The following is a 24,789-nucleotide window of genomic DNA, read 5'->3' as shown; positions in this document are numbered from 1 at the left end:
TCCCCTATTGTTCGGTAACTTTCAAGCCCATTAAGTATTCTGTAAGGGCATCAAGCTGTTCTTCAGTCAATTCGCCATACGTACCTGTCATTTTATTTCCAGGCTTGAATGTCTCTGGATCTCTTAACCAATCCTTAAGATCTTCCTCAGTATGGTCAAGGATACCAGCAATACGGTCACGATCACCGAAGTTCGTTAAGTTAGGAGCTAGACGAGCTGCTTCAGGAGCAGTGTTAGCCGGTGTTACAGCATGACAGCCGATACAGCTGTTATTGAAGACTTCCTGACCAGCTTGAGCCAGATCTGTCTCTGCCTTTTTAGGTTCTTTAACGTCCTGCATGGCAGTTACCCATTGATCGAATTGATCTCGTGGAACCGCTTTAACTTTGAAATCCATTAGAGCGTGGGAAGGACCACAAAGCTCAGCACATTTTCCATAGAAGAAATTATCAGCCTCAGCAGCCTTTTCACCATCAAATTTCAGCCAGAATTTGTTCACATTGTCAGTGTTCGTATCCAGCTTACCGCCTACAGCAGGGATCCAGAAGGAGTGCTTAACATCTGAAGCAATAAGATTGAAATAAACTTTTTCATCAGTTGGCACAACCAATTCCTGGCCAGTGATAATTTCCTGGTTTGGATATTCAAATTCCCACCAGTATAAGTTTGCACGCACATTAACAACAAGTGCGTCTGTTTTGCCTTCTTCATTCTTCTTTTCCATTGGGCTTACATCTGCAAGCTTAAAGGTAGCAGAAACTGTAGGTACAGCAAGAATTAGAAGCAAAAGAATAGGAATAACAGTCCAAATGATTTCCAGTTTGTGGCTTCCTTCAACTTGTTTTGGAATTCTGTCGTCCTTGCGGCGGAATTTAAAAACAACAATAAAGAAGATTACTGTTACGACCGCAATTACTCCTACCATAATTGCAGTACTTAACACCATCAAATCAAATTGTGTTTGCGCCACTTCACCGGCAGGATTCAGCGTAGATAAATACGGTTTGCCGGAGCAAGCGGAAAGAATGAGCGCCATCATTGCAAACAGAGAAAAAAGACGCCACTTTGCAAGCCTTTTCATAGCTTAATCAAACCCCTCTTTCGTAAAAATTTCATTTTTTGAATTGTTTGATCAAAAAATATGGATAAATCCTCTCTCGTTACTAGCGAAAGAAAGAATTTCCTAACTAAGTTAGATAAGTGTGATGATCAACATAGCTACAAACATGATGGTCAGATATTGCAGGGAGTATACAAACATTAATGTAGCCCATTTTATATCATTGTTAAATCTCCTTGCATATAATCCCGTCAATAACCATCCAATATTCAATACTGTGGCCAGGATTAAAAAAGGCAATCCAAGTGATGGCATAAGAAATGGCAGCGGCAATAAAGCTGCAACCCATATGTAAATATGCCTTTTGGTAGCTTTAAACCCTTTTACAACTGGAAGCATGGGAACTCCCGCAGCCCGGTATTCCTCCACCCTTCTCATTGCTAAAGCATAAAAATGAGGAGGCTGCCAGATAAAAACGATAGCGAATAGCACCCAAGCCATTGGGTCGAGATTGCCATCGGCAGCTGCCCACCCGATCAGCGGGGGAACTGCTCCTGAAATGCTGCCTACAATCGTATTGGATACAAATCTGCGTTTCGTCCACATTGTATATAAAACAACATAGCTGAAAACGCCAATTAATCCAATTACAACTGCTGCTGCTGTTGTAAACATTAAAAAGGCCGTACCAAGGCCAATAAGCAGAAAGCTCAAAAGTGCAACCTTGCCCGGGTTTACTTTCCCAGTAACAGTTGGCCTCCCTTTTGTTCTTTCCATTAATGGATCAATGTCGCGGTCAATATAATTATTTAGGCTGCAGGAGCCTGCAATAATCAATGAGGAGCCAATGACTGTATAAAGAACCAGATCAAGATTATTGAAAAATCCCTTTCCGGAAAAATGCAGTGCAAGCCAAAGTCCGGTGAAGGTTGTAATCAGATTGGAGTTCACAATGCCTATTTTGATTAGGGCAAGAAAATCCTTCCAAACTGTAGTTTCAGGTATATCTTTGTGAAGGCTTCGCTTACTGTCCTCAATAGCAGCATCACTCAAAGCCCGTGAGTTAGACATATCTTTTCCTCCTTTATCTCTTATCGCAGACAAAAGCTATCTTTGCACAACACTTACTATAAAGCATAAATGCCTGCAAAGCTATGTACGCGATAAAAAACGAGGGGTAAACCCTGGATGAATAATAATAATCCTAATAGTTTTCTTCCATTAATAATGTATTAAAACTGTTTATTATCTAAATGAAACTAAACCATTTCTCTGTATATTAAATCACACTTTAAAACTCTTTTGTGAATTTTTTTAGAATAATTTATGACTAATTTGTGTCAAAAAATAAATTCACTTAAAGAATGGTTGCTTTTTTGAGATAATAAAACTGCTTCAGAAAACTACAGAAGAAAAAATATACTCACTTTTATGTATTTTGTGATACTTTCCGCGACAGGGGTTATCCATTTTATACCCCCTTTATATTTCTAGCAAACTCCATTACAAGTTTCAACCTTTTTTACTATAATTAACTTTATAAATTTTATAACTGTTGTAAAAAAAGCTTTATTCCTGTACTATCGAAAAAGTAAAATGACGCACATTACTATATGGCTTTTTATAGAATCTTTGATAAGATAGATAACGGACAAATACTTAGTAATTCAATTGTTTTCCCATTGATAGACATAGAATATTTAAAGAAGGTGAAAGGCTTTGCAACGATCTTTAAAATGGTTTGCCGTTCTTACAACTATCGGCATGCTCTTAATTTTGCTCGGCGGTGCCCTGGTAACTAAAACTGAATCAGGAATGGGATGCGGAAAATCCTGGCCGCTTTGCAATGGCGAATTTGTTCCAAGCGAAATTACTCCTGAATTGATTATCGAACTGGCGCACAGACTTGTTTCAGGCTCAGTTGGTTTTATGGTCCTGATATTATCGATTTGGACATGGAGAAAATTGGGACATATAAGGGAGACAAAGTTTTTATCACTCACTTCATTCTTCTTCCTTGTCCTCCAGGCTTTAATTGGAGCGGCCGCAGTAGTATGGGGGCAATCTGATTTTGTACTTGCCCTTCATTTCGGGATTTCCTTAATATCATTTGCTGCAGTACTGCTTTTGACTTTGCTTATCTTTGAAGTAGATAAGAAATTCGAAGCCGAGAAGCTCATTATTGATAAAAGAATGAGGAAACATATTATTGGAGTTTCTATATACAGCTATGCTGTTGTATACACTGGTGCACTTGTGCGCCATGTTAATGCAAGTCTTGTCTGCCGTGACTGGCCGCTTTGCTTTAACGGTTCTTTCGCTCTTCCGGAAAATATGTATGAATGGGTGCAAATGGGCCACCGAGCTGCTGCCGGATTAATTTTCATATGGATCGGTTACATTACTTATCTTGCAATTAAGCATTACAAGGAGCAGAAAGTTGTTTATTGGGGCTGGATTATTTCATTTATCTTAGTAACCCTGCAGGTTGCTGCTGGTGCATTAGTTGTTTTAACACGACTTAACCTGTATATAGCTCTTGCCCACGCCTTCTTTATTTCCTGCTTATTTGGGGTATTAAGCTATTTTATTCTTCTGTCCTCACGGAGCAGGAAGAATGAGCTTGCTGTTTCAGCTGTTAGGGAAAATGAGAAAAATGATGAAGCTGCTATCCCGACCATTACTTCCATTCCATAATTGCTTTAAACAAAAGAGCTTCGGCAAACTGCCGAAGCTCTTTTGTTAATTTTCGCAGTCTAATGGGAGTAAGACCCCCACTTCATGACACAGTGGAATTAAGAAGGATAGAAGGGCCCAAAAAGAAGAACACTATGGGCCTCCTCAACTAACAACCAGTGGGGATAAGATCCACACTGATTGCAGTTTCACTTTATTTTGACAGCTCTATCAATAAGTCTCCTGTTTGAATTGCTTCACCGTTCGAGACGTGGATGTCTTTAACTGTTCCAGAAAATGGCGCTTGTACAGTTGTTTCCATTTTCATAGCTTCTGTAATCATTAAGTGATCGCCCTTTTCGACTTTTTCACCTTTTTCCACAAGCACCTTGATTACAGTTCCCGGCATGCTGGCAGCAATATGACTTTCATTATGCGGATCAGCTTTTGCCTTGGAGGCTACAGTTGCTTTAATGCTTTCATCTTTTATGCTTACTTCGCGAGGCTGGCCATTCAGCTCAAAATACACAATTCTTGTGCCATCAGCTTGAGGCTGGCCAATAGAAACTAATTTTACTATCAATGTTTTACCTGTTTCAATTTCAATTTCGACTTCCTCACCAAGCCTTAAACCATATAGGAATGTTGGGGTGTCAAGAACAGAAATATCACCAAATTGTTCACTGGTCTTAATATAGTCCATAAACACTTTTGGATACAATGCATAGGCAATCGCATCAAAGCTTGTAACTTGCCTGCCCAGTTCTTTAAAGAGTTTTTCTTTTAAAGCTTCGAAATCCACATCTTCAAGAAGCTCACCCGGGCGGACAGTGATTGGCTCTCTGTCTTTCAATATGACCTTTTGCAGTTCTGCCGGGAATCCTCCATACGGCTGTCCTAAATAGCCTTCAAACAATTCTACAACTGAGTCTGGAAAATCCAGAGATTTGCCTTTATTCAAAACATCCTGCTCTGTCAGCTGATTCTGGACCATAAATAACGCCATATCACCAACGACCTTGGAAGAAGGTGTAACTTTAACGATATCACCAAACATTTGATTCACACGGGAATACATGTCCTTAACTTCATCCCACTTATCTCCAAGGCCAACAGCTTTAGCCTGCTGCTGAAGATTACTGTATTGTCCGCCAGGCATCTCATGCTGGTAGACTTCTGAATGAGGGGCCTTCATGCCGCTTTCGAAGTCCTGGTAATATTTGCGTACATCTTCCCAATAGTAAGATAATTGCTCAAGCGACTGGATATCAATTTTTGGCTGTCTGTCATTCCCCTGCAGTGCGTAATATAAAGAATTAGCACTTGGCTGGGATGTTAAACCTGCCATTGTGCTTAGGGCCGTATCCACAATATCCACTCCAGCTTCAATAGCTTTTGCATATGTGAAAATTCCATTTCCGCTCGTATCATGAGTATGAAGATGAATTGGAATATCAACAGTCTCTTTCAATTCAGATATAAGGGTGTATGCTGATTGCGGCTTCAATAAACCAGCCATATCTTTGATTGCCAGTATATGGGCTCCCTGATTCTCTAACTCTTTTGCCAGGTCTTTATAGTATTTAAGATTGTACTTTGTTCTGGCAGGATCCAAAATATCACCTGTATAGCACATGGAGGCTTCTGCAATTTTCCCTGTCTGGCGGACAGCGTCAATTGCTACTTCCATCCCTTTAACCCAGTTAAGGCTATCGAAAATCCGGAAGACATCAATGCCAGCGTAGGCTGATTTTTCAACAAACTCTCTTATTACATTATCCGGATAGTTTTTATATCCCACTGCATTTGAAGCACGAAGAAGCATCTGGAATAAAACATTTGGCATTTTTGCGCGCAATGTCAGCAGTCTTTCCCAAGGATCTTCTTTCAGGAATCTATACGCGACATCAAAAGTTGCACCGCCCCACATTTCAAAGGAAAACATATCAGGAAGCAATTTTGCTGTCGGTTCTGCGATATGCTTCAGGTCATTCGTCCTTACTCTTGTCGCCAGCAATGATTGATGGGCATCACGGAAGGTCGTATCAGTAATTAAAACTTCTTTTTGCTCTTTAATCCATTTAACAAGTCCTTCAGGACCGTGATTATCTAATATTTGTTTTGTGCCGTCCTGGTAATCTGTGCTGTATTTTAATTTTGGCACCCGCGGCTCATCAAATACCGGACGTTTCTTCTTTTCAATTCCCGGGAATCCATTAACAGTTACATTCCCGATATAACTCAGCATCTTTGTTCCGCGGTCTTTCCTTTTTGGGAACAGGAATAGTTCAGGTGTTTCATCAATAAATGATGTATCATATTCCCCTCTTAAGAATTTCTCATGTTTTACTACATTCTCAAGGAAAGGAATATTTGTTTTAATGCCCCTGATTCGGAACTCTTGCAGGTTCCGCACCATTTTTGATGCTGCCTGCTGGAAAGTCATAGCGTGCGTTGAGAGTTTAACAAGCAGTGAATCATAATAAGGGGTGATTACTGCCCCCTGGAAACCGTTCCCCGCATCAAGCCGCACGCCGAAACCGCCGCCTGATCTGTAAGCCATTAAACGCCCAGTATCAGGCATGAAGTTATTTAAAGGATCTTCTGTTGTAACACGTGATTGAATGGCAAATCCATGAATGTGAATATTTTCCTGTTCCGGAACACCCACTTCTTTACTGTGCAGCGAGTAGCCTTCAGCCACTAAAATTTGTGTTTGTACAATATCTACTCCTGTTACCATTTCGGTGATCGTATGCTCAACTTGCACACGCGGATTTACTTCTATGAAATAAAACTGATCACCTGATACAAGGAATTCCACAGTTCCTGCATTAATATAATCTACATTCTTCATAAGATTGACAGCAGCCTGGCATATATCATCTCTTAATTTTTTGGAAAGAGATACGCAAGGTGCTACTTCTACAACCTTCTGGTGACGCCTCTGGACTGAACAATCTCTTTCATACAGGTGGACAATATTCCCTTCATTGTCACCAATAATTTGTACCTCTATATGTTTTGGCCTTTCTATGAATCTTTCAACATAAACTTCATCATTTCCAAAAGCAGCTTTAGCTTCCGACTTTGCACGCTCATATGATTCTTTAACATCTTCCAGGCTCCTTACGATGCGCATGCCTCTTCCGCCGCCGCCAAGTGAAGCTTTAATGATAATGGGGAATCCGTGATTTTTGCCAAAGCTAATCACTTCATCCAGGCTTTCTACAGGGCCATCACTGCCTGGAATAACCGGAATTTCTGCAAGCTGTGCCTGGGTTCTTGCTTTAACTTTATCCCCAAACATGTCCAGATGCTTAGAAGTAGGACCGATAAATATGATGCCCTCTTCCTCGCAGCGTTTTGCGAATTCAATATTTTCCGACAGAAATCCGTATCCCGGATGAATGGCATCAACATCACTGCTTTTCGCAATGTCAATGATTCCTTCAATATCCAGATAGGCATCAATCGGTTTTTTTCCCTTCCCTACCAGGTAAGCTTCATCTGCTTTATAGCGGTGATAGGATCCGGAGTCCTCTTTGGAATAGATGGCTACCGTGCGGATATCCAGCTCTGTGCAGGCACGGAACACTCGAATGGCAATTTCTCCTCTATTGGCTACTAATACCTTGTTAATTCTTCTGCTCAACCAAAACACCTCGTCTTTATGTATTTTTTGGCAATATTCTGCCAAATCCAAGTTGAGGCCGGGTGGGTTTCCCGCTGGCCGGCCTTAGTAACTTTGAATTGGCTGCTCCCTGATGGAAGCAATTATGTAATCAGCTTCTGCTGATTGATGTATAAATAAAGCACTGAAAAGTTTCTGTGCCTATTTACGAATGGAAAATGTTTTTTCGGAAGCCAGTTCCATGGATTCCGGTTTTGTCTGTTCATTTTTATTTTTGTATTTTTGTTCATAATTTACAAACATAGATACATTGACTAAAATCCCCATTGCAATCGAAAGCTGAAGCAGAGATGAACCTCCATAGCTGATAAATGGAAGTGTGACACCTGTCAGCGGCATAACACCGGAAATCCCTGCAAGATTGATGAATGCCTGAATACCTATCATAGCTGATATGCCAATAGCCAATAAGCTGCCAAAAGCATCTTTACACTTTAAACTGATAAAGATTCCCCTCAGGACAATATACCCGAGAAGCAAAATTACAAAACCTACTCCAAATGCCCCAAGCTCTTCAGCAATTACAGCCATAATGAAGTCTGTATGCGCTTCAGGAAGATAACCAAGCTTTTGTATGCTTTCGCCAAGACCCAGCCCTTTTAATCCGCCTGCACCAAGGGCAATATAGGAATTCGATAGCTGATACCCGAATTCTGATCCAAAGGGATCCCTAAATGCTTCGACCCTGCCCAATCGATAAGGTGCGAAAATCTTATCTTTTAACAGAAGGATAAAAGGCGCAGCTAATATTACCCCGAATAGTCCTAGCCTAAATATGTTTTTGAAATTCATGCCTGAAGTAAAAATGACGGCAGCTGCTACCAGAAAAATAATCATCGCAGAACCAAAGTCAGGCTGAACTGCAACAAGCAAAGCAGCTAGAATCAGATAAGCAAGCGGGGGAAGAACCCCTTTATTAAACTCATTAATATAGGGCTGCTTTTTTGCATAGACAGCTGCTAAATATATGATGACTGAAAGCTTGACAAATTCTGCAGGCTGAAGGCTTCTGCTCCCGATTTCAAACCAGCTCATCGCCCCGCCGGCTACTTTACCAAAAATAAATAGCGCAATCAGGCCGAATAACGAAATGAACACCATCGGAACAAGAAATTTATTGCTTTGCATTGCTTTGTAAGGAAATAGAGCGACAATAATAAAAACAATTGCACAGATAATTAAATGCATTTTTTGCTTATTATAAAAATAGTCGCTTTCCTGATCATAGATCTGCACCGCTGTTACCATGCTTGCACTGAATACCATAATGAGTCCAAAAACAGATAACAGGGCAACTGCAATAATCAGGGTATAATCATATGATTTTAATATTTTTTTAAACATCCAGCCCTCTTCCCTTATCTTCTAAAGTTTATTACTTATTCTACTATAGTATTGAATATCCTGCTTTGAAGAAAAGAAAAGTTAATTTAAATGTAACACAGCAAAGAAAAAAATTCTATAATTATGCCATACTAATTTAAAAATAAGTTATACAACTTAGAGATTTCTTTTCTTGTGGATATACTATTTCATTTCTTTTAAAATTCATGCAGTTATAAAAAAACTCAAACAATCTTTAAAAGATGTTTGAGTTTTTTTTTATTTTTTTACTGAGGCTTCGTGGAGCATGGATAGCTCCCTTTCCAATTCATCTAAAATAGCCTTGCCTTCAGCCTCTTCAATTAATCCAAGACGGACAGCAAAATCTATTTCTCTGGATAAGCCAAACATCTGGGTATCAAGAACCTCTTCATATAGAGGACATTGAGGCATAGTCAGATTATCCATTTGCACCTTAATTAATTTTAATATTTTAGCAGCATCTGCCTTTAATAGAGCATTTGCTTTTTCTTTGTGATCAATAATCATGTCAGAAGCCAACTTTCAATCCCTCCATTTCCGAGCGATCATCCTATCTATAAATTTTATACTTAAGCTTGGAAAAAAGCAAGGATAATAAGGGATTCGACCAGGAATTCCTTCATAATATACTCACTTTCCATATATTTCAAAATATACTGTAGTCATTTCGATTTGAAAGCATTTCAAGCACTTTTACACCAGCGATGCTATTTCCTCTCTTGTCCAGGGAAGGGCCGAATATGCCAATTCCGCATTTATTTGGCACCACAGCTAGTATTCCACCGGATACCCCGCTCTTTGCTGGTATGCCAACTTTAATAGCAAACTCTCCAGAAGCATTATACATCCCGCATGTCACCATTAACGTCTTGCAAACCCGGGCAATATCAGACGGAATAACCTCTTCATATGTTTCAGGATCTTTTCCATCCAATGCCAGTACTGCACCTGCCCTGGCAAGATCAAAGCAGTTCATTTCGATTGCACACTGTTTTGTATAAATGTCTATTAGTTCCTCTACATCACCATTAATTACACCATGCTGTTTCATAAAATAGCATAAAGCCCTATTAAGCCATGAGGTTTCAAATTCAGATTTTGCAACTATTTCGTTACAAGATACATTTTTATCATTTACGAGCCTCCCCACAAACTCTATTATACGATGCCATTTTTCATCGGAGCTCTCACCTTTTATCATATTAGTTACTGCTAAAGCTCCTGCATTAATCATTGGATTTAATGGTTTAGAAGGGATTGAAGTTTCCAGTTTGGAAATAGAATTGAACGGGTCACCAGTTGGTTCCATTCCCACTTTTCCGAAAACATATTCGTATCCCATATCCTGGATCGCCAAAGCCAAAACAAGAACTTTGGATATGCTTTGAAGAGTGAATTTATTTTGATAATCACCCGCGTAAATACAGCTTTTTTCTTGGATATTATATACAGCAGCTGAGAGGTCATGCCTATTTACCTCTGCAAGTGCGGGAATATAGCCTGCCACCTCTCCATAAACAGTATGCAGGGCTGCCTCATTAACAATCTTCTGAAGATCAGCGTTTGTATGACATGTCATTTGTGGACCTCCCGGATTCGTTCTTTTCATATTGATATCTTGTCCCAACTCACTGCGGGGAATGCCTGTATGACAAGCCGCACAAAAATCTGTATACTTACCCTATACATACATTAATGCGCCGACAGGAGGATCAATATGGAAAATATAATTGCCTTTAAAGGAAACGTTAAATACCAAATCACCTTAGATCCAGGAGTCTGGATATTCGATGATCGGAGACTCGATTTGACAACATACTTTATTCAAGATGGCATCAGGAAAAATGAACTTGAGGAATATACCAAGGCAGTCTCAAAGCACTGGGATAGAGAAATCATGGAAGGCGCAGTATTTCCTCCAACACTTAAAACAGAAAAGAAATTTGAAAAAGAAAAGGTTCTGACAGGCACTTTCGGTATACCTTTTAAGCCATTTCTTAGGAATGCAGAACCAAAGGAGAATGCTGAAACTGTTATCATTGAAAGTGAAGATGGGGAAACTCGATTAACTTTATCTCAAGCCGACGATTTGATATTAGGGTTCTCAAAGGATGGAAAACCTTTAAAAGAAGATGGGCCAGTTCATGTCTATTACGGGGATGGAAGCAATCAAAACTCACCCATAAAAAGAGTGAAGGCATTTAGAGTGGAATGACCGGAGAGGGCGATTGTGCATCGCCCTTTTATTTAATATATAAAATATTTGAACGCCCAAAAATATCTAGCGAATGAAGCCTGCCCCCCTCGAGGTCACATGCTTGTCTAGCTGAGGCTCCTAGGGACGAAAGACTAGCCAATCCCTTTCCAGAAGGAAAAAACACCTTCATGCAGGACTTTCTTATGCTTGTCGTCCCTGGGCAGTCGCCTGCACATTTCGGGCAATCCTCCCAAAAAGGCAAAGGACGCCTTTCCGGGAGGCTCGTCTTGTGCTTGAGGCCCCAGGACAAGGAAAGGAAAGCTTCGGCTGCATAAAATTCGCACCACCTAAAGCGGTAGCTTTTGGGAGGACGTGTTGTTCTTAATCTGGTTTATTCGTGGGCAAGGCGCTTGCGCTTTTCTTTCGGGAGCCAAACGGGCATAAAGACTGCAGATTCCAGAGCCGCTTTCATTGCAGGCTATAATAGGTCAGCAGCAAGTTGGGCAAGGCCAGATCTCTCACCTTTAACAAGCTTAACATGCCCTGAGATAACCTGATCTTTAAATCTCTCCACCACATAGGTGAGCCCGTTGTTATAAGCATCCAAGTAGGGATGATCTATTTGCTCAGGGTCTCCCATCAGGACAATCTTACTTCCTTCCCCCACCCTGGTTAAAATAGTTTTAACTTCATGTTTTGTCAGGTTCTGTGCTTCATCAATAATAATAAATTGATCTGGTATGCTTCTCCCCCTAATATATGTCAGAGCTTCAACCTCAATAGAGCCCATACCAGCCAATATCGCATCCAATTCACCTGGTTTTTTGACATTAAACAGGTACTCTAAATTATCATATATCGGCTGCATCCACGGCCTTAACTTTTCCTCTTTTTCTCCGGGAAGGAATCCCAAATCTTTTCCTACCGGTACAATGGGGCGAGCCACCAGTAATTTTTTGTACTGGCCATAATCTTCTGTCTGCATTAATCCGGATGCCAGCGCCATAAGAGTTTTCCCAGTCCCTGCCTTTCCGATAAGAGTAACAAGCGGCAGATCATCTCTCAGCAAGAGCTCAAGAGCCATTGTTTGCTGGACGTTCCTTGGCTTGATCCCCCAAATATGATCATGGTCAAAAATAAGCTTTTTCACTTTTTTTCCACCTTTGTCCACAATACCAAGCGCAGACGAAGATGAACCCAGCGCATCCTTCATCACCAGAAACTGATTAGGGTAGAAAGGATGGTTCGCTATTTCTGATAACGGCAGTTCTCCTTTTTCATAAAAGCGGTTCATAATATCGAGTCCGATATAGACTTCCAGAAACCCAGGATATAAATGATCATTTTCAACCACACGGTCACTTAAGAAGTCTTCTGATATTAGCCCGATAGCATCCGCTTTAACTCTGACAAGGGCATCTTTGCTTACAAGAATAACCGTTCGTCCATTTTCTTTTGTCTCTTCCTCAAGTGATAGGTTTTTTGCAACTGCCAAAATCCGATTATCATTTGTTTTTTCTACAAAAATCTCTTGAAGTTCATGAAAAGACCTATGATTTAACTCAATTCGCAGGCTTCCGCCATTTTCAAGAGGTATTTTCTCATGCAGCTTACCCGTCTCCCTCATGCTGTCAATCAGCCGGGATACTTGCCTTGCATTCCTCCCAATTTCATCCATATACCTTTTCTTAGAATCAACTTCTTCTAGTACTACAGCCGGAATGACTACTTCATTTTCTTCAAATGAAAATATGGAATTAGGATCCTGCAACAAGACATTGGTATCTAATACGTAAATTTTACTCAATATGATGCCTCCTGCTCCTCTTGTGTCTTTATTTAGCAAATTACAAAAGCGAGGTCCCCTGCTTGCGGATTTGCAGCTTCATGAAAGAATCACCTTCAATCTTGATGGATATTCTCCTGTTGCTTTATATTATTCATTCTTTTACAGATGTTGATTAATCAGGAATAAAGCTACCTAATGAAGTGGACAAATCTATCTTGGTAAAAATATATGTAATGCCGAATAAAGATAGAAGAAATTTTGCACAATAACATTAAAGAATCTCATTATTCCTGAACCTGAAAAGTCAAGTGAACCAATTTCATTTTCAGGGAAATTTTGATCGCCCGGAGGTGTCAAATATGAATAGATGGCTGCTGATATGCATGACAGGATTGCTATTATCAGGGTGCGGTATGAACGGCAATCAGGCGCTAGACCATCAGGAACAGCAAAATACCAACTCGATAAATGTTAAAAATAGTACAATACAGGAAGTTGACAGGGAGACTGGACAGCAAGTTTCCAGGCATCTTGTCAATTTGGCTACCCGAGTTCCTAATGTGAATGATGCCACTGCTGTTGTCCTTGGACGTTTTGCTATAGTCGGAGTAGATGTGAACAAAAACCTCGACCGTTCTGAGGTTGGAACAATTAAATATTCAGTTGCCGAAAGCCTCAAAAATGATCCTCATGGTGCAAGAGCAATTGTAGTGGCTGATCCGGATATTAACGCAAGGCTGCGGGAAATAGCTGATGACATCCAAAACGGTGAACCCTTGCAAGGAATCATGAATGAACTGGCAGATATCGCAGGCCGGCTTATGCCTGAAGTTCCAGCCGATTTAGTTGATCCCAAAAAGAAAAATGAGAAAAACGCAACCGAAGATCCAAAGAAAAAGCTCGACAATGATCAGGAAAAACAGCTCGAACAAAAACAGGAAGAACAATCGAATTATCATAAATAAAAGGGTGACAGGCATCTATAGCTTTTTAGCTAATCGGTATAGGTGCCTGCCGCTTTTTAGCCCCCCAAAAAAAGCTTAGTTCCAAGAGGGAACTAAGCTTTTTTCATCGCTTCCATAACCTGTTTATCCAAACGGGCTGCTGCGTCTTTATCATATGTTTTATCATATTGCGGCTCTACAGTGATCTTAGACCCGTAAAACATAACATCACGGACTTCTTTCACAGTGATTTCCATAAGGGCAAGCTTAAGAGGTACTCCTTCCATCTTTTCTGCCTTAACAGAAGCTTTACCAGCGATGGAATATGTAGATTCATTCGCAATAATATTCAGAACAACCATGTTATTGCTATTTATATTTTGAACAATCCTGGAACGGTTATCGACTGCAAAATACAATGTTTCCTCATTTTTTGCCAAAACCCATGAAATCGCATTGACATTAGGACCGCCGGTTTCAAAATCAACAGTAGCAAGTGTAACAAAACGTTCCTTTTGCAGTTCGTCATATAATGGTTTAATTAATTTCGGTTCTACCTGATTTGCCATTCTTTTCCCTCCTTTATTAACTTCATCATAGTATGATAACGCTTTTCTTTCAACCAATAACATCCTATCCTTAAGTTTGGTTGAAGCCTTTGCACTTTCTATACTAATATGAACTAACACAATAAACCCGATACGGTCTGACCGTAAAAATTTTAATTTGCCGTTAAAGCATTCGAATCAATCCTTAACTTATACTATAATGGTATTAACAACAGCAAAAACAATATGAGGTGTCCTATGCGAGTAAAATGTGTACTTTGTGATAAAATCGAATCAATTGAAAACGAGTCCTTACAGGCTAAACGGCTTCGAAACCGCCCTATTCACACATATATGTGCAAACCATGTGAAACAAGAATTACCGAAAAAACTCAAGAAAGAGCAGATACCGGAAACTTTAAGCTCTACCGAAGCAAAGTCCAGGAGGAAGAATGGTAAATCGGGCAACACCGATCATGAAGAGCAGAATAAAAGCGGAAGCGCCTTGATCAGCTGAAGTTCAACTAAAACCGCCACGTCCTGTATATTTTATAAATTCCTAAACTATAAAAAAGCCGTCCCTAACAACATATAGGGACGGCTTTTCTTAATCCTCTGGATAATTCACATACTTTTCTGGTTCATTTTGAATCTGATTAAGCATCACTTCTATTAATTCACGGGGAAAACGGCTCTTTTTCCGTTCTTTATCCTTAGAATAATGCACAAAGTACATTAGATCATCTTTCTCAACTTCGATATCAGAAATCTTATGCTCTTCTGAAAGAATGTCAAAAAACATTTTTTCTGTGTCTGCTGCTGCTGTATCATCCGGACGTTTATCACAGACAATTTTTATCGTTAACCAGTTATACAGTGAATCCTGCAAAGATTTCATCTCAGCCTCTCCCGGTTATTCCGCCTTTGCCTGTTCTTTCTTTTCCTGGTGAAGGCGGATTTTATAGATAATCAAGATTAACGCAGCCACAACAAGACCTTCTGCTACAGGAAGGAATACCCCAAGAAATGTAAGCACGGTACATCCTAAAATCAAGAAGGTATATATAACAGCTGATTTTATTATAGGAAGTTTCTTGGCAAACCCCAATTTAAAAACCAGTATGGATAGTAGAACAATTGTTATATATAGAAGCCACATTCCAGTTGTGGGATTCTCATGGACTTTGAACAAAGCAGCGAAAAAAGAAAGGCGCTGTGAAACATCCATATCCTTCTCTCCTCCCCTTCTTAGCCTTAGTTAGTTTCGGCGTATTTCTTCTTTTTGGCCATTCTTTCACGTTCATTTTTATCAAGAATTTTTTTGCGCAGTCTGATTGACTCAGGTGTTACTTCAAGCAGCTCATCATCATTCAAATATTCAAGAGCTTCTTCAAGAGTCAAAATACGCGGCTTTTTAATTACATTCGTTTGATCCTTATTAGCAGAACGGATGTTGGTTGCATGCTTCACTTTAGTTATATTGACAGTAAGGTCATTTTCGCGAGTATGCTCTCCAACTATCATTCCTTCATAGATTTCAGTACCTGGTTCAACGAAAATGGTACCTCTATCCTCTACTTGCATAATACCATATGTGGATGACTTTCCGCTTTCCATGGAAACAAGCACACCCTTGCTTCTGCCTCCGATTTGTCCTTTAATTTCAGGCTGGTAGCTGTCAAATGTGTGATTGATAATACCATATCCGCGAGTAAGCGTCATAAATTCTGTAGAGTAGCCAATTAGTCCGCGGGCTGGGACGTTGAATGTTAGTCGCACTTGGCCATTTCCGTTATTGACCATATCAAGCATTTCACCTTTACGTGTACCCATTGATTCAATGATTGAGCCGGTATTATCCTCTGGCACATCAATTTGAACACGTTCTACCGGTTCGCAGCGAACACCATCAATCTCTCTAATAATTACTTCAGGCTTGGAAACCTGTAATTCAAAACCTTCACGGCGCATATTTTCAATGAGGATTGATAAATGAAGTTCTCCACGTCCAGATACAACCCAAGCGTCAGGTGAATCTGTATTTTCGACACGAAGACTCACATCTGTCTCAAGCTGGGCACGCAATCTTTCTTCAACTTTTCTGGCTGTAATATACTTTCCTTCTCTTCCTGCAAATGGGCTGTTATTTACAACGAAAGTCATTTGCAATGTTGGCTCATCTATTCTTAGAACAGGAAGTGCTTCCTGATGCTCGACAGGACAGATGGTTTCTCCAACGTTGATGTCCTCCATTCCGGAAACAGCGATCAGATCTCCAGGAAATGCTTCTTGAATTTCCTCGCGCTTAAGCCCGAAGAATCCAAAGATTTTTGTAACGCGGAATTGCTTGACCGAACCATCAAGCTTCATTAAAGCAACTTGCTGGCCGACCTTGATTGTTCCACGGAATACACGGCCAATACCGATTCTTCCCACATAATCATTGTAATCTAAAAGGGCAACCTGGAATTGGAGCGGCTCTTCACGATTATCAGCAGGTGCTGGTATGTGGTCAATAATTGCTTCATAAACCGAATGCATATCATCATCCTGTTTATCAGGAGTTGTACTTGCAGTCCCAGCAATAGCTGAAGCGTATATGACCGGAAATTCAAGCTGGTCTTCGTCTGCACCAAGTTCGATAAATAAATCGATAACCTCATCAACAACTTCTGTTGGGCGGGCAGATTCCTTGTCAATTTTATTTACTACTACGATTGGTGTTAATTTTTGCTCCAAAGCCTTTTTGAGTACGAAACGCGTTTGAGGCATACACCCTTCATATGCATCAACTACTAATAAGACACCATCAACCATTTTCATGATACGTTCTACTTCACCGCCAAAATCTGCGTGGCCAGGCGTATCCAGAATGTTAATCCTTGTATCTTTATATTTAACTGCAGTGTTTTTAGCTAAGATCGTAATACCGCGTTCTCTTTCCAGATCATTTGAATCCATCGCGCGCTCTTCCACATGCTCATTTGAACGGAAAGTCCCGGACTGTTTTAAAAGCTCGTCAACCAATGTTGTTTTACCATGGTCAACGTGGGCTATAATTGCAATATTTCGAATATCTTCTCTTAATTTCAAAAGATTTCCTCCTATTTATAAAAACTGAATCACTTTTTAACATTTTTCACAACTGATACATTATATCACAATTACTATAGAAACCTAAAAGCTTTTTGTGTAAAATAATGTAGAAAAGGATTTATTCCTCATGTATGCTTTTTATTTTTATTCTCTTTACATATTTTTCGCCAGTATTTACTTAAAATAATCCGCTTGGGAGTGGAAAAAATTTATGGACAAAATCAAGTGGCCTTTATTAGCCTTTGCGATTGGCGCAGCTCTATGCATGATGGGCATAGGCGTTGCTGTAGCTGAAAGAAGCATTATAGGCATGATTATTGCCATCATTGCTTTAATTTTTGTAATGGGATACGGTTTTAAAACAAAGAAGAAAATGAGGGAAGACGGTTTATTATAGAAACGGCATAAAAGCTGCAGCTCTGCGCTGCAGCTTTTTCAAATTAATGGACAGACCATTATTAAGAATTCTTTTTCATCAGGAGAAGCCTCCATTTTGAATTGCTCAAAACCGGCGTCAGCTAAAAAATATATCCAATTTTGCCGGTTTTCAGGAACACCCGCAAAGAAAGACTTTTCTCCTTTTTCCTTTAATTCTGCGGCCAACTGCTCGATAATCTTAGTACCGATTCCTTTCCTGCGAATACTGTTCTTAACCAGAATCGTACCGAGCCATGGTTTCCCGTTAGAAGGAGATGAATTCACATGGAATGTGACGGCTATCCGTTCTCCATCAAGCCTCCAAATTCTCCACTCACCATTCAATTTCTGATACCTGGCCATATATTCCATTAGGTTATGCCCGCTTTTCTCTTCTTCTTCCCAAGCAGCACTATCCTTGATGATCTCTAAAAAAAATGTCAAGTCTGCATGTGTGACGCTGCTGCTCGATAAATTACCAATTGCCATTTTTTAAGTATTCTTTCATAATTTCCTGATGAAGCCCTGGCTTAGAGACAAAAACAGAATTGTTTTCAAGATAGTTCAGCGGATCACCTTTAACGGTTGTTGCAATTCCTCCCAATTCCTCGATCATGATCACACCTGCGGCGAAATCCCATGGAGCCAGACGCATTGTTATGTATGCATCAACCCTCCCGGATGCAATATATGCCATTTCAATTGCAGCTGAACCATAGGATCGAGTTCCTCTTGCATTTCTAACAAGAGGAGCCAGGAGTGATGGATCAATTCTTCTATTTTCCGTAACCCATGTAGCATTCAGTCCGATTATTGCCTTTGATACTTCCGTTTCCTTTAATGGCGGAAGTTCCAAATCATTCATGAAAACACCCTGTCCCTTCATGCAATGATATAACTCATCATGGACTACATCGTAAATTAATCCAATTTTCCCTTTTCCATTTTCATAAATGCCTACTGATATGGCAAAGTTTCTTTGCTGATGGACAAAATTCATCGTTCCGTCAATTGGATCAATAATCCAGACAATTCCTTCCATATCACTTAGCTTATCCCCGAAACCCTCTTCACCAAGGATTCGATGGCCGGGATATTTTTCATTAATTTTTTTTATGAAGAATTGTTCTGTTTCCTGATCTATATCTGTCACTAAATCGTTTGCATTTGACTTGGTGGTGATGGTCAACGTTTTGCTGAAAGAATTTTTAATATTCTCGCCGGCCTCTCTAATCAAGGCTTTGGCATATGTATGAATTTCACTCCAATTTGTCATTGGTCAGCCCTCCGCTTAGTATATCATTAAAATATAACTAGCTTAAATGAATTAGCAAGGTTCTTCAAGTTATATACTCTCCTATGATGCGGGTTATCATTTGCAGTAAAAAACAATTGCCAAAATAATAAACGAACTCCTCATGTAATCAGGGAGTCCGTTTCTAATTATTCTTTCTTTTCTTTTGCATTTTTTCTGCCTTATCTCCTTTAGTCACAATTAATCTTAAAGTGCTTTTAATCTGAGAAGTTCCTGCCTGATTTTTTCAAGCTTTAGTTTTGATTGTTTCTGGAGATCTTCATTCCTTTCTGACATGGCATCAAACAAAGTAGCTAACTCATAATCCATTTCCAGCCTTAAGACCGCTGTTCTTTCCCTATCACCATTTTTCTTCTTCACTGTATTCATAAGTTGTTTCATTAGACAGTACACCCCTTCCAATAGTGTTTAATTTTCTGATTATTTTTACTATTATCATATGAAGGACAATTCTCAGTTGCAACTAATTTGTGCGATAACCTAAAACTTTATTTAGTCTCTTCTTTAAAGCTTAAAATTTTTCGATTGTTCGAGGTTATGCTACAATATTTGACAAAGCATATAGGAGGTTAGCTTATGTCTTTTCCTGGTTTCACAAACGATGATTTCGATGTCTTTAAAATAGATGGACTTGATGAAAGAATGGACAGGTTAAAATCTGTTATTAGGCCTAAGTTAGAAGAGTTGGGACGCCATTTTGCACCCTCTCTCTCAAACCTGTCCGGAGATGAAATGTTCCCTCATGTTGCTAAGCATGCCAGAAGAACAAAGAATCCGCCAAATGATACTTGGGTCGCATTTGCAGGCAATGCAAGGGGATACAAAATGCTTCCTCATTTCCAGATAGGTTTATGGGAAACGCATGTATTCATCTGGTTTGCCATCATCTATGAAGCACCGAATAAAGCTGCCGCAGGCAAGTCTTTTGAGAACAGCCTGGATAAATTTTATAAAGAAATACCCAAAGATTATGTCTGGTCCGGCGATCACACAAAACCAGATGCTGTTATGCATAATGAACTTTCCAAAGAAGAATTGAGATCCATGTTTCAGCGCCTGCAAAATGTTAAAAAAGCTGAAATTCTTTGCGGCTATCAAATTTCTCGAGAAGATGCCGTTCTCATGTCACCTGATCAGTTTATTGAAAAAGCTGAATCTGTATTTAGAAATTTATTACCCCTATACAAAATGGCATAAACATGTTTCGCATAACGTGGATCAGGCAGCTCAAAAAAAAACAAACCTTCAATTTGAAGGTTTGTTTTTTTACCAAGTCTATTTCTGCATTCTTACTTTATCCCCAGGTGAAAGTTCTTTGGCCAATTTAACTGTCCGGTAAGAGGAATAGCCGCTTTGTTCTTCAAATTCATCACAGATGTTTTTCTCCTGGGCTTTTCCCGGAACAATTTCCTTAAAGCGTCTATATGCATTCATGAATTGTTCTCGTTCAATTCCTTTTTCGTATGCCATTTCAATGCTTTCAAAATATTTGATGACGTCAACTATTTCTTCTGTTGACCAATCCAGGTCAATCGGGTATTGATATTCCACTTCACTTCACCTCATTTATGATAATTCATGGTGCTTTGTCACATTATTTTATCATAATTATTTAATCCATTTCCCTCTGATTGATTCTCCATCTGCAATGATCCGCTGGAATAATTCCTCAACAGACGGGATATCCTTAATTAATCCCATAACTTGTCCAGCCCATGCAAATCCTTCATGGTCTTTCCCTTCATATATATATTTTTTATTAGCATTCCCGCTAATGTAGTCTTTTAACTGCTCATAGCCGCCGTTTTGTTTTTCGATATCGAGTATTTTTTCCGACCATGAGTTAGCGATAACCCTTGCGGGTGCTCCTATAGTTCTTTTTATGACTACTGTGTCATTTTCTGTGCCTTCGACTAAACGATTTTTATATAATTCAGAAGCATGTACGCATTCTTTTGTTGCAACAAATCTTGTCCCCATCTCAATACCCTCTGCGCCAAGACTTAATGCTGCCATCAGGCCCCTGCCGTCTCCGATTCCTCCTGAGGCTATAACAGGAATTGATACAGCATCAGCCACCTGAGGTACAAGAACGAAGGTTCCAATATCGTCCCTGCCTAAATGTCCGCCGCCTTCCTGACCGACAACCATCACAGCATCGGCCCCAAGTTCCTCCGCCTTTACCGCCTGCCGTTTTGCCGCCACAAGTACAAGTTTCTTAACATTTACACCCTTTAATTGATCAAATATAGGAGCAGGATTTCCCCCTGTCATAGAAATAACAGGGACTTCTTCTTCAATCGCAACATCCAGGTAGTGAGAAAATGGCCTTCCATGCTGTCCAATAGCAAAATTAACCCCGAACGGCTTGTCTGTCAATTTCTTCACCTTTTGTATCTCATCTCTAAGTTTTTCCGGGCTGCTGAGAGACATTGCGGTAACCTGCCCTAATCCTCCGGCATTTGAAACAGCTGCAGCCAAATCTGAATAGGCAAGATGGGCAAGACCGCCCTGTATAATTGGATATTTAATTTTCAATAATTCTGTCACACGTGTGTTCCAGTTCATTTATATAACCTCCATTTCTTCCTAACTTTTATTTCTATTTGTAAGGTTTAAATTCCTGTTAACTTCTAAAACTAATGGCAAACCGAAATAGCAGGCGACTGCTCAGGGACGGACGGCAAGCACAAGACGAGCCATGCGAGGAGGTATTCTTTCCTTCCGGAAGGAATCGGCAGGTCTTTCCTCCCTAGGGACGGAAACTAGACAGGCATTAACAGAATCAGTATGCAATAAAACTTTCTATGCAAAGGGATTGAATAATGCTATAATGCAAATGTTTTATAACAGCATGAGTATATTGAAATATTATTTTAAAGAGGTGTGGGAATAAGTTGTCTCAATACAAAACACCGCTGTTCAGCGGTTTGCTTGCACACGCAAAAAAGGATCCGGTACAATTTCATATACCCGGCCACAAAAAAGGTGCCGGGATTGATCCGGAATTCAGGGAATATATAGGTGATAATGCACTGGCTATTGACCTGATTAACATTGGTCCTCTTGATGATCTTCATCAGCCCAAAGGCATTATAAAAGAAGCACAGGATCTTGCAGCAGAGGCCTTTGGGGCGGATAGAACATTCTTCTCTGTACAAGGAACGAGCGGAGCCATCATGACCATGGTTATGGCTGTCTGCGGGCCAGGGGATAAAATCATTGTTCCGAGGAATGTTCATAAGTCCGTCATGTCTGCAATTGTGTTTTCAGGGGCAACCCCTATTTTTATACATCCTGAAATTGATGAAAACTTGGGAATATCTCACGGAATAACAACTGAATCCGTCTCGAAAGCCCTGGAACTTCATCCGGATGCCAAAGGGGTATTAGTAATTAATCCTACCTATTTCGGTATTTCTGCCGATCTAAAAAAAATTGTTGAAATAGCCCATTCATACAATGTGCCTGTCCTTGTGGACGAAGCCCATGGTGTGCATATTCACTTCCATGACGAGCTTCCATTATCCGCCATGCAGGCCGGAGCTGATTTAGCAGCAACATCAGTCCACAAACTGGGCGGGTCCATGACACAAAGTTCAATCTTAAATATGAAAGGGAATCTTGTTTCTGCCAAAAGGGTACAATCCATTTTAAGCATGCTGACAACAACTTCCACTTCTTATTTACTGCTTGCCTCATTGGATGTTGCCAGAAAACGTCTTGCCACTGAAGGAAAGGAACTCATTCAAAAGACTATTGATTTGGCCCAGTCCATTCGCCGCCGCATCAATGAAATTGACCGGCTATATTGTGTCGGTGAAGAAATACTGGAAACAAAAGCGGCGCATGACTACGATCCGACCAAATTGATTATTTCTGTCAAAGAACTTGGCATGAATGGTTTCGATGTGGAAAATTGGCTTCGGGAACATCATAATATTGAAGTAGAAATGTCCGATTTATATAATATCCTTTGCATTGTTACCCCCGGTGACACGGAAAGAGAAGCTGATATTTTAGTTTCCGCTCTTGCCGAACTCGCTAATGAGCGTAAAGGAAATACTGAAAAGCTTGAAACTCAAGTGCTGCTGCCTGATATTCCCGTTTTATCGCTTACTCCCCGTGACGCATTTTATGCTGACACAGAACTGGTTCCATTTGACGAATCAGAAGGAAGAATTATCGCCGAATTCATTATGGTTTATCCTCCCGGAATACCTATATTTATTCCAGGAGAAATCATTACTAAGGAAAACCTGCGTTATATTAAAACGAATATGGAAGCGGGACTTCCAGTTCAAGGGCCGGAAGATTACGACTTCAAATATCTTCGTGTCATTGAAGAGCACCGGGCCATCAGATAATGCAAAAGAGCCTTCCATTTTAGGAAAGGCTCTTTTTATTATTAACGATTATTTTTTGTATTCTCTGTTTTTTCTCCATCACAGCAATTGCATTTTTTTGAATATAGTACTGTTACTTTTTCATCCTCAAAGTGATCAATAGTTGAATTGCAAGCCTGGCATACGATTGTACCCATCTTTTCATTCTCCTTTTCAATGAGTTTTAGAATCATTTGAAAGCGCTTTATCTATAAATCAATAATAATATAACATTATTAAATTATCAAGCCTAATTGTATAACATAATTATTGTTTTTTATTGGTATTTACGTTGACAACATTTATAAACCTTTATTAATAGTATGACATAATAAAAAAAACAGACCAATTCGGCCTGTTTTTTTTGTTTAATCGTATTGTTCTTCGAAACGTGCACCAGGGATCGCTTCTATGAAAAACTCGCTTAAATCAGCTGCCTGTTCATATAAATCAAGCTTAAATGCCTTTTGCAAGTATTCGATGTCTTCGAGATCTTTTGGGTCAAGGAGAGTGGAGCGGCCGGTCTGCATACAAATAACCAGAGGCTTAGAAAAGAAGAGGTTTGTATAAACAATTCCAAAATCATACCGTGTTGACTCGGTGGTAAATCCAACAAAACGGACATTCACGTTTTCATGCTCATCATAGAGCTTCTCAAAATAATCCATAAAATACCTCCCTTTTAAATAAATATTTAGAATATTATTATAATTTATTTTAGGCGCTTTGACAAGTAATTTAAATTTACCTTACTATTTTAAGTTGTCATAAGATTTTATCTAATGCTAGAATGAAGGAAGATGTTCATTACCATAATTATGGGGATAATGGGGGGAAAGATGTTGGCGGCTAATTCTTTTATCAAGCTGGTTCCTTCATCAGCTAAGGAAAATATTTCAACAGAAGAGCTTAAAGAACTTTTCTTATATTATAAGGATATTACAGGCAAAACAGGCAGCCAGATTAAATGGGAATATAATGATGCCGCTTTTCCTTATGAGATTAAAGAGAAGCCTGAAGCAAAAGGAACCTGGTTTTACCTATATTCAGACCATGACCGATATAATGCCATATTGCTTGGCATTGATAAAGAAAAAGTTATTGAGGAAGACGGCTCTGAACGGGAGCAGGCCTACATACAGGTTACATTGCCGGAAACTGCAACTTTTGGAGATAAAGGTAAAGCTAATGAATTTTGCAAATTTCTTGCTAAAAAGCTGCAAGGTGAATTGCATCTCTTCAATGGAAGAATCATGTACTATTATAAAAGAAAATAATTCATTTATAAAAAACGTTGAGAACA

At 39.6% G+C, this 24,789-nt stretch carries 26 protein-coding genes; 8 read left to right on the top strand and 18 right to left on the bottom strand.

Features of this window, described 5'->3' with window-relative positions:
- Window positions 1-4 precede the first annotated feature (4 nt).
- The gene (gene coxB / locus A361_RS08960; RefSeq protein ID WP_019381689.1) at window positions 5-1,081 is read right to left on the bottom strand and encodes a cytochrome c oxidase subunit II; all 1,077 of its coding nucleotides are present in this window, start codon (window positions 1,079-1,081) and stop codon (window positions 5-7) included.
- Window positions 1,082-1,192: 111 nt separating this feature from the next.
- Complete coding sequence (cyoE, locus tag A361_RS08955) at window positions 1,193-2,131, bottom strand: heme o synthase (RefSeq protein WP_019381688.1); 939 nt, start codon at window positions 2,129-2,131, stop codon at window positions 1,193-1,195.
- Between the two features lie 648 nt (window positions 2,132-2,779).
- Here cyoE and A361_RS08950 point away from each other — a divergent pair.
- Complete coding sequence (locus tag A361_RS08950; protein ID WP_019381687.1) at window positions 2,780-3,757, top strand: COX15/CtaA family protein; 978 nt, start codon at window positions 2,780-2,782, stop codon at window positions 3,755-3,757.
- Window positions 3,758-3,950: 193 nt separating this feature from the next.
- Here A361_RS08950 and pyc read toward each other — a convergent pair whose 3' ends face one another.
- The 4 genes from pyc to glsA all read right to left on the bottom strand — a co-directional run bounded on the left by pyc (window position 3,951) and on the right by glsA (window position 10,374).
- Entirely contained in the window at window positions 3,951-7,391 is a 3,441-nt protein-coding gene (pyc, locus tag A361_RS08945; protein ID WP_019381686.1) for a pyruvate carboxylase, read from the bottom strand.
- 180 nt (window positions 7,392-7,571) lie between these two features.
- Window positions 7,572-8,774, bottom strand: a complete 1,203-nt coding sequence (locus A361_RS08940) for an FtsW/RodA/SpoVE family cell cycle protein (protein WP_009330949.1) — start codon at window positions 8,772-8,774, stop codon at window positions 7,572-7,574.
- 258 nt (window positions 8,775-9,032) lie between these two features.
- Window positions 9,033-9,314: a YlaN family protein gene (locus A361_RS08935; RefSeq protein WP_019381685.1), complete on the bottom strand. Its 282-nt coding sequence runs from the start codon at window positions 9,312-9,314 to the stop codon at window positions 9,033-9,035.
- 127 nt (window positions 9,315-9,441) lie between these two features.
- Window positions 9,442-10,374 (bottom strand): glutaminase A, encoded by a 933-nt coding sequence (gene glsA, locus A361_RS08930; RefSeq protein ID WP_019381684.1) that lies wholly within the window; start codon window positions 10,372-10,374, stop codon window positions 9,442-9,444.
- A 138-nt stretch (window positions 10,375-10,512) separates the two neighbouring features.
- Between glsA and A361_RS08925 the strand changes: the two genes are divergently transcribed.
- Complete coding sequence (locus A361_RS08925) at window positions 10,513-11,010, top strand: hypothetical protein (RefSeq protein ID WP_019381683.1); 498 nt, start codon at window positions 10,513-10,515, stop codon at window positions 11,008-11,010.
- 460 nt (window positions 11,011-11,470) lie between these two features.
- Here the strand turns inward: A361_RS08925 and A361_RS08920 are convergent, their stop codons facing one another.
- Window positions 11,471-12,802 carry a PhoH family protein gene (locus tag A361_RS08920; protein ID WP_180321099.1) on the bottom strand — a complete coding sequence of 444 codons (1,332 nt, stop codon included), beginning with the start codon at window positions 12,800-12,802 and terminating at the stop codon, window positions 11,471-11,473.
- Between the two features lie 338 nt (window positions 12,803-13,140).
- On the opposite strand from A361_RS08920, the gene A361_RS08915 reads away from it, so the two are divergent.
- On the top strand, window positions 13,141-13,746 hold the full coding sequence (locus A361_RS08915; RefSeq protein WP_019381681.1) for a YhcN/YlaJ family sporulation lipoprotein: 606 nt from the start codon (window positions 13,141-13,143) through the stop codon (window positions 13,744-13,746).
- Window positions 13,747-13,838: 92 nt separating this feature from the next.
- Here A361_RS08915 and A361_RS08910 read toward each other — a convergent pair whose 3' ends face one another.
- The gene (locus A361_RS08910; RefSeq protein WP_019381680.1) at window positions 13,839-14,294 is read right to left on the bottom strand and encodes a pyridoxamine 5'-phosphate oxidase family protein; all 456 of its coding nucleotides are present in this window, start codon (window positions 14,292-14,294) and stop codon (window positions 13,839-13,841) included.
- A 237-nt stretch (window positions 14,295-14,531) separates the two neighbouring features.
- On the opposite strand from A361_RS08910, the gene A361_RS08905 reads away from it, so the two are divergent.
- Window positions 14,532-14,732, top strand: coding sequence for a YlaI family protein (locus A361_RS08905; RefSeq protein WP_009330956.1), 201 nt, complete (start codon window positions 14,532-14,534; stop codon window positions 14,730-14,732).
- A gap of 148 nt (window positions 14,733-14,880) precedes the next feature.
- Here the strand turns inward: A361_RS08905 and A361_RS08900 are convergent, their stop codons facing one another.
- From A361_RS08900 to typA, 3 genes are read right to left on the bottom strand one after another with little or no spacing between them, the layout of a single operon-like run.
- The gene (locus A361_RS08900; protein WP_009330960.1) at window positions 14,881-15,171 is read right to left on the bottom strand and encodes a hypothetical protein; all 291 of its coding nucleotides are present in this window, start codon (window positions 15,169-15,171) and stop codon (window positions 14,881-14,883) included.
- Between the two features lie 15 nt (window positions 15,172-15,186).
- Window positions 15,187-15,501, bottom strand: coding sequence for a YlaH-like family protein (locus tag A361_RS08895; protein WP_009330961.1), 315 nt, complete (start codon window positions 15,499-15,501; stop codon window positions 15,187-15,189).
- A gap of 26 nt (window positions 15,502-15,527) precedes the next feature.
- Window positions 15,528-17,366, bottom strand: a complete 1,839-nt coding sequence (gene typA / locus A361_RS08890; protein ID WP_009330962.1) for a translational GTPase TypA — start codon at window positions 17,364-17,366, stop codon at window positions 15,528-15,530.
- A 214-nt stretch (window positions 17,367-17,580) separates the two neighbouring features.
- Between typA and A361_RS08885 the strand changes: the two genes are divergently transcribed.
- Window positions 17,581-17,766 (top strand): YlaF family protein, encoded by a 186-nt coding sequence (locus A361_RS08885; RefSeq protein ID WP_019381679.1) that lies wholly within the window; start codon window positions 17,581-17,583, stop codon window positions 17,764-17,766.
- A 38-nt stretch (window positions 17,767-17,804) separates the two neighbouring features.
- Here the strand turns inward: A361_RS08885 and A361_RS08880 are convergent, their stop codons facing one another.
- The 3 genes from A361_RS08880 to A361_RS08870 form a co-directional block, all read right to left on the bottom strand.
- Window positions 17,805-18,275 (bottom strand): GNAT family N-acetyltransferase, encoded by a 471-nt coding sequence (locus A361_RS08880; RefSeq protein WP_019381678.1) that lies wholly within the window; start codon window positions 18,273-18,275, stop codon window positions 17,805-17,807.
- Window positions 18,262-19,062, bottom strand: a complete 801-nt coding sequence (locus tag A361_RS08875) for an inositol monophosphatase family protein (RefSeq protein WP_009330965.1) — start codon at window positions 19,060-19,062, stop codon at window positions 18,262-18,264. Before A361_RS08875 ends, A361_RS08880 begins: the two co-directional genes overlap by 14 nt.
- Before the next feature lie 225 nt (window positions 19,063-19,287).
- Window positions 19,288-19,482 (bottom strand): hypothetical protein, encoded by a 195-nt coding sequence (locus tag A361_RS08870; RefSeq protein WP_009330966.1) that lies wholly within the window; start codon window positions 19,480-19,482, stop codon window positions 19,288-19,290.
- A 195-nt stretch (window positions 19,483-19,677) separates the two neighbouring features.
- On the opposite strand from A361_RS08870, the gene A361_RS08865 reads away from it, so the two are divergent.
- On the top strand, window positions 19,678-20,298 hold the full coding sequence (locus tag A361_RS08865) for a YktB family protein (RefSeq protein WP_009330967.1): 621 nt from the start codon (window positions 19,678-19,680) through the stop codon (window positions 20,296-20,298).
- 78 nt (window positions 20,299-20,376) lie between these two features.
- Here the strand turns inward: A361_RS08865 and A361_RS08860 are convergent, their stop codons facing one another.
- Both A361_RS08860 and A361_RS08855 read right to left on the bottom strand, forming a co-directional pair.
- A complete protein-coding gene (locus A361_RS08860; protein WP_019381677.1) occupies window positions 20,377-20,652 on the bottom strand; it encodes a UPF0223 family protein in 276 nt (91 codons plus the stop codon).
- A gap of 57 nt (window positions 20,653-20,709) precedes the next feature.
- Complete coding sequence (locus A361_RS08855; protein WP_009330969.1) at window positions 20,710-21,669, bottom strand: NAD(P)H-dependent flavin oxidoreductase; 960 nt, start codon at window positions 21,667-21,669, stop codon at window positions 20,710-20,712.
- 329 nt (window positions 21,670-21,998) lie between these two features.
- On the opposite strand from A361_RS08855, the gene A361_RS08850 reads away from it, so the two are divergent.
- On the top strand, window positions 21,999-23,468 hold the full coding sequence (locus tag A361_RS08850) for an aminotransferase class I/II-fold pyridoxal phosphate-dependent enzyme (RefSeq protein WP_009330971.1): 1,470 nt from the start codon (window positions 21,999-22,001) through the stop codon (window positions 23,466-23,468).
- A gap of 41 nt (window positions 23,469-23,509) precedes the next feature.
- Here the strand turns inward: A361_RS08850 and A361_RS08845 are convergent, their stop codons facing one another.
- Together A361_RS08845 and A361_RS08840 are read right to left on the bottom strand one after the other, a co-directional pair.
- On the bottom strand, window positions 23,510-23,644 hold the full coding sequence (locus A361_RS08845; protein WP_019381676.1) for a GapA-binding peptide SR1P: 135 nt from the start codon (window positions 23,642-23,644) through the stop codon (window positions 23,510-23,512).
- Window positions 23,645-23,854: 210 nt separating this feature from the next.
- A complete protein-coding gene (locus A361_RS08840; protein WP_009330973.1) occupies window positions 23,855-24,154 on the bottom strand; it encodes a DUF3055 domain-containing protein in 300 nt (99 codons plus the stop codon).
- 171 nt (window positions 24,155-24,325) lie between these two features.
- Between A361_RS08840 and A361_RS08835 the strand changes: the two genes are divergently transcribed.
- Window positions 24,326-24,763: a DUF1885 family protein gene (locus A361_RS08835; protein WP_009330974.1), complete on the top strand. Its 438-nt coding sequence runs from the start codon at window positions 24,326-24,328 to the stop codon at window positions 24,761-24,763.
- Window positions 24,764-24,789: the final 26 nt, after the last annotated feature.

This window comes from Cytobacillus oceanisediminis 2691 (genome assembly GCF_000294775.2).
In the GTDB taxonomy this organism is placed as follows: Bacteria; Bacillota; Bacilli; order Bacillales; family Cytobacillaceae; genus Cytobacillus; species Cytobacillus pseudoceanisediminis.
This window is presented reverse-complemented; position numbering and strand designations above follow the sequence as displayed.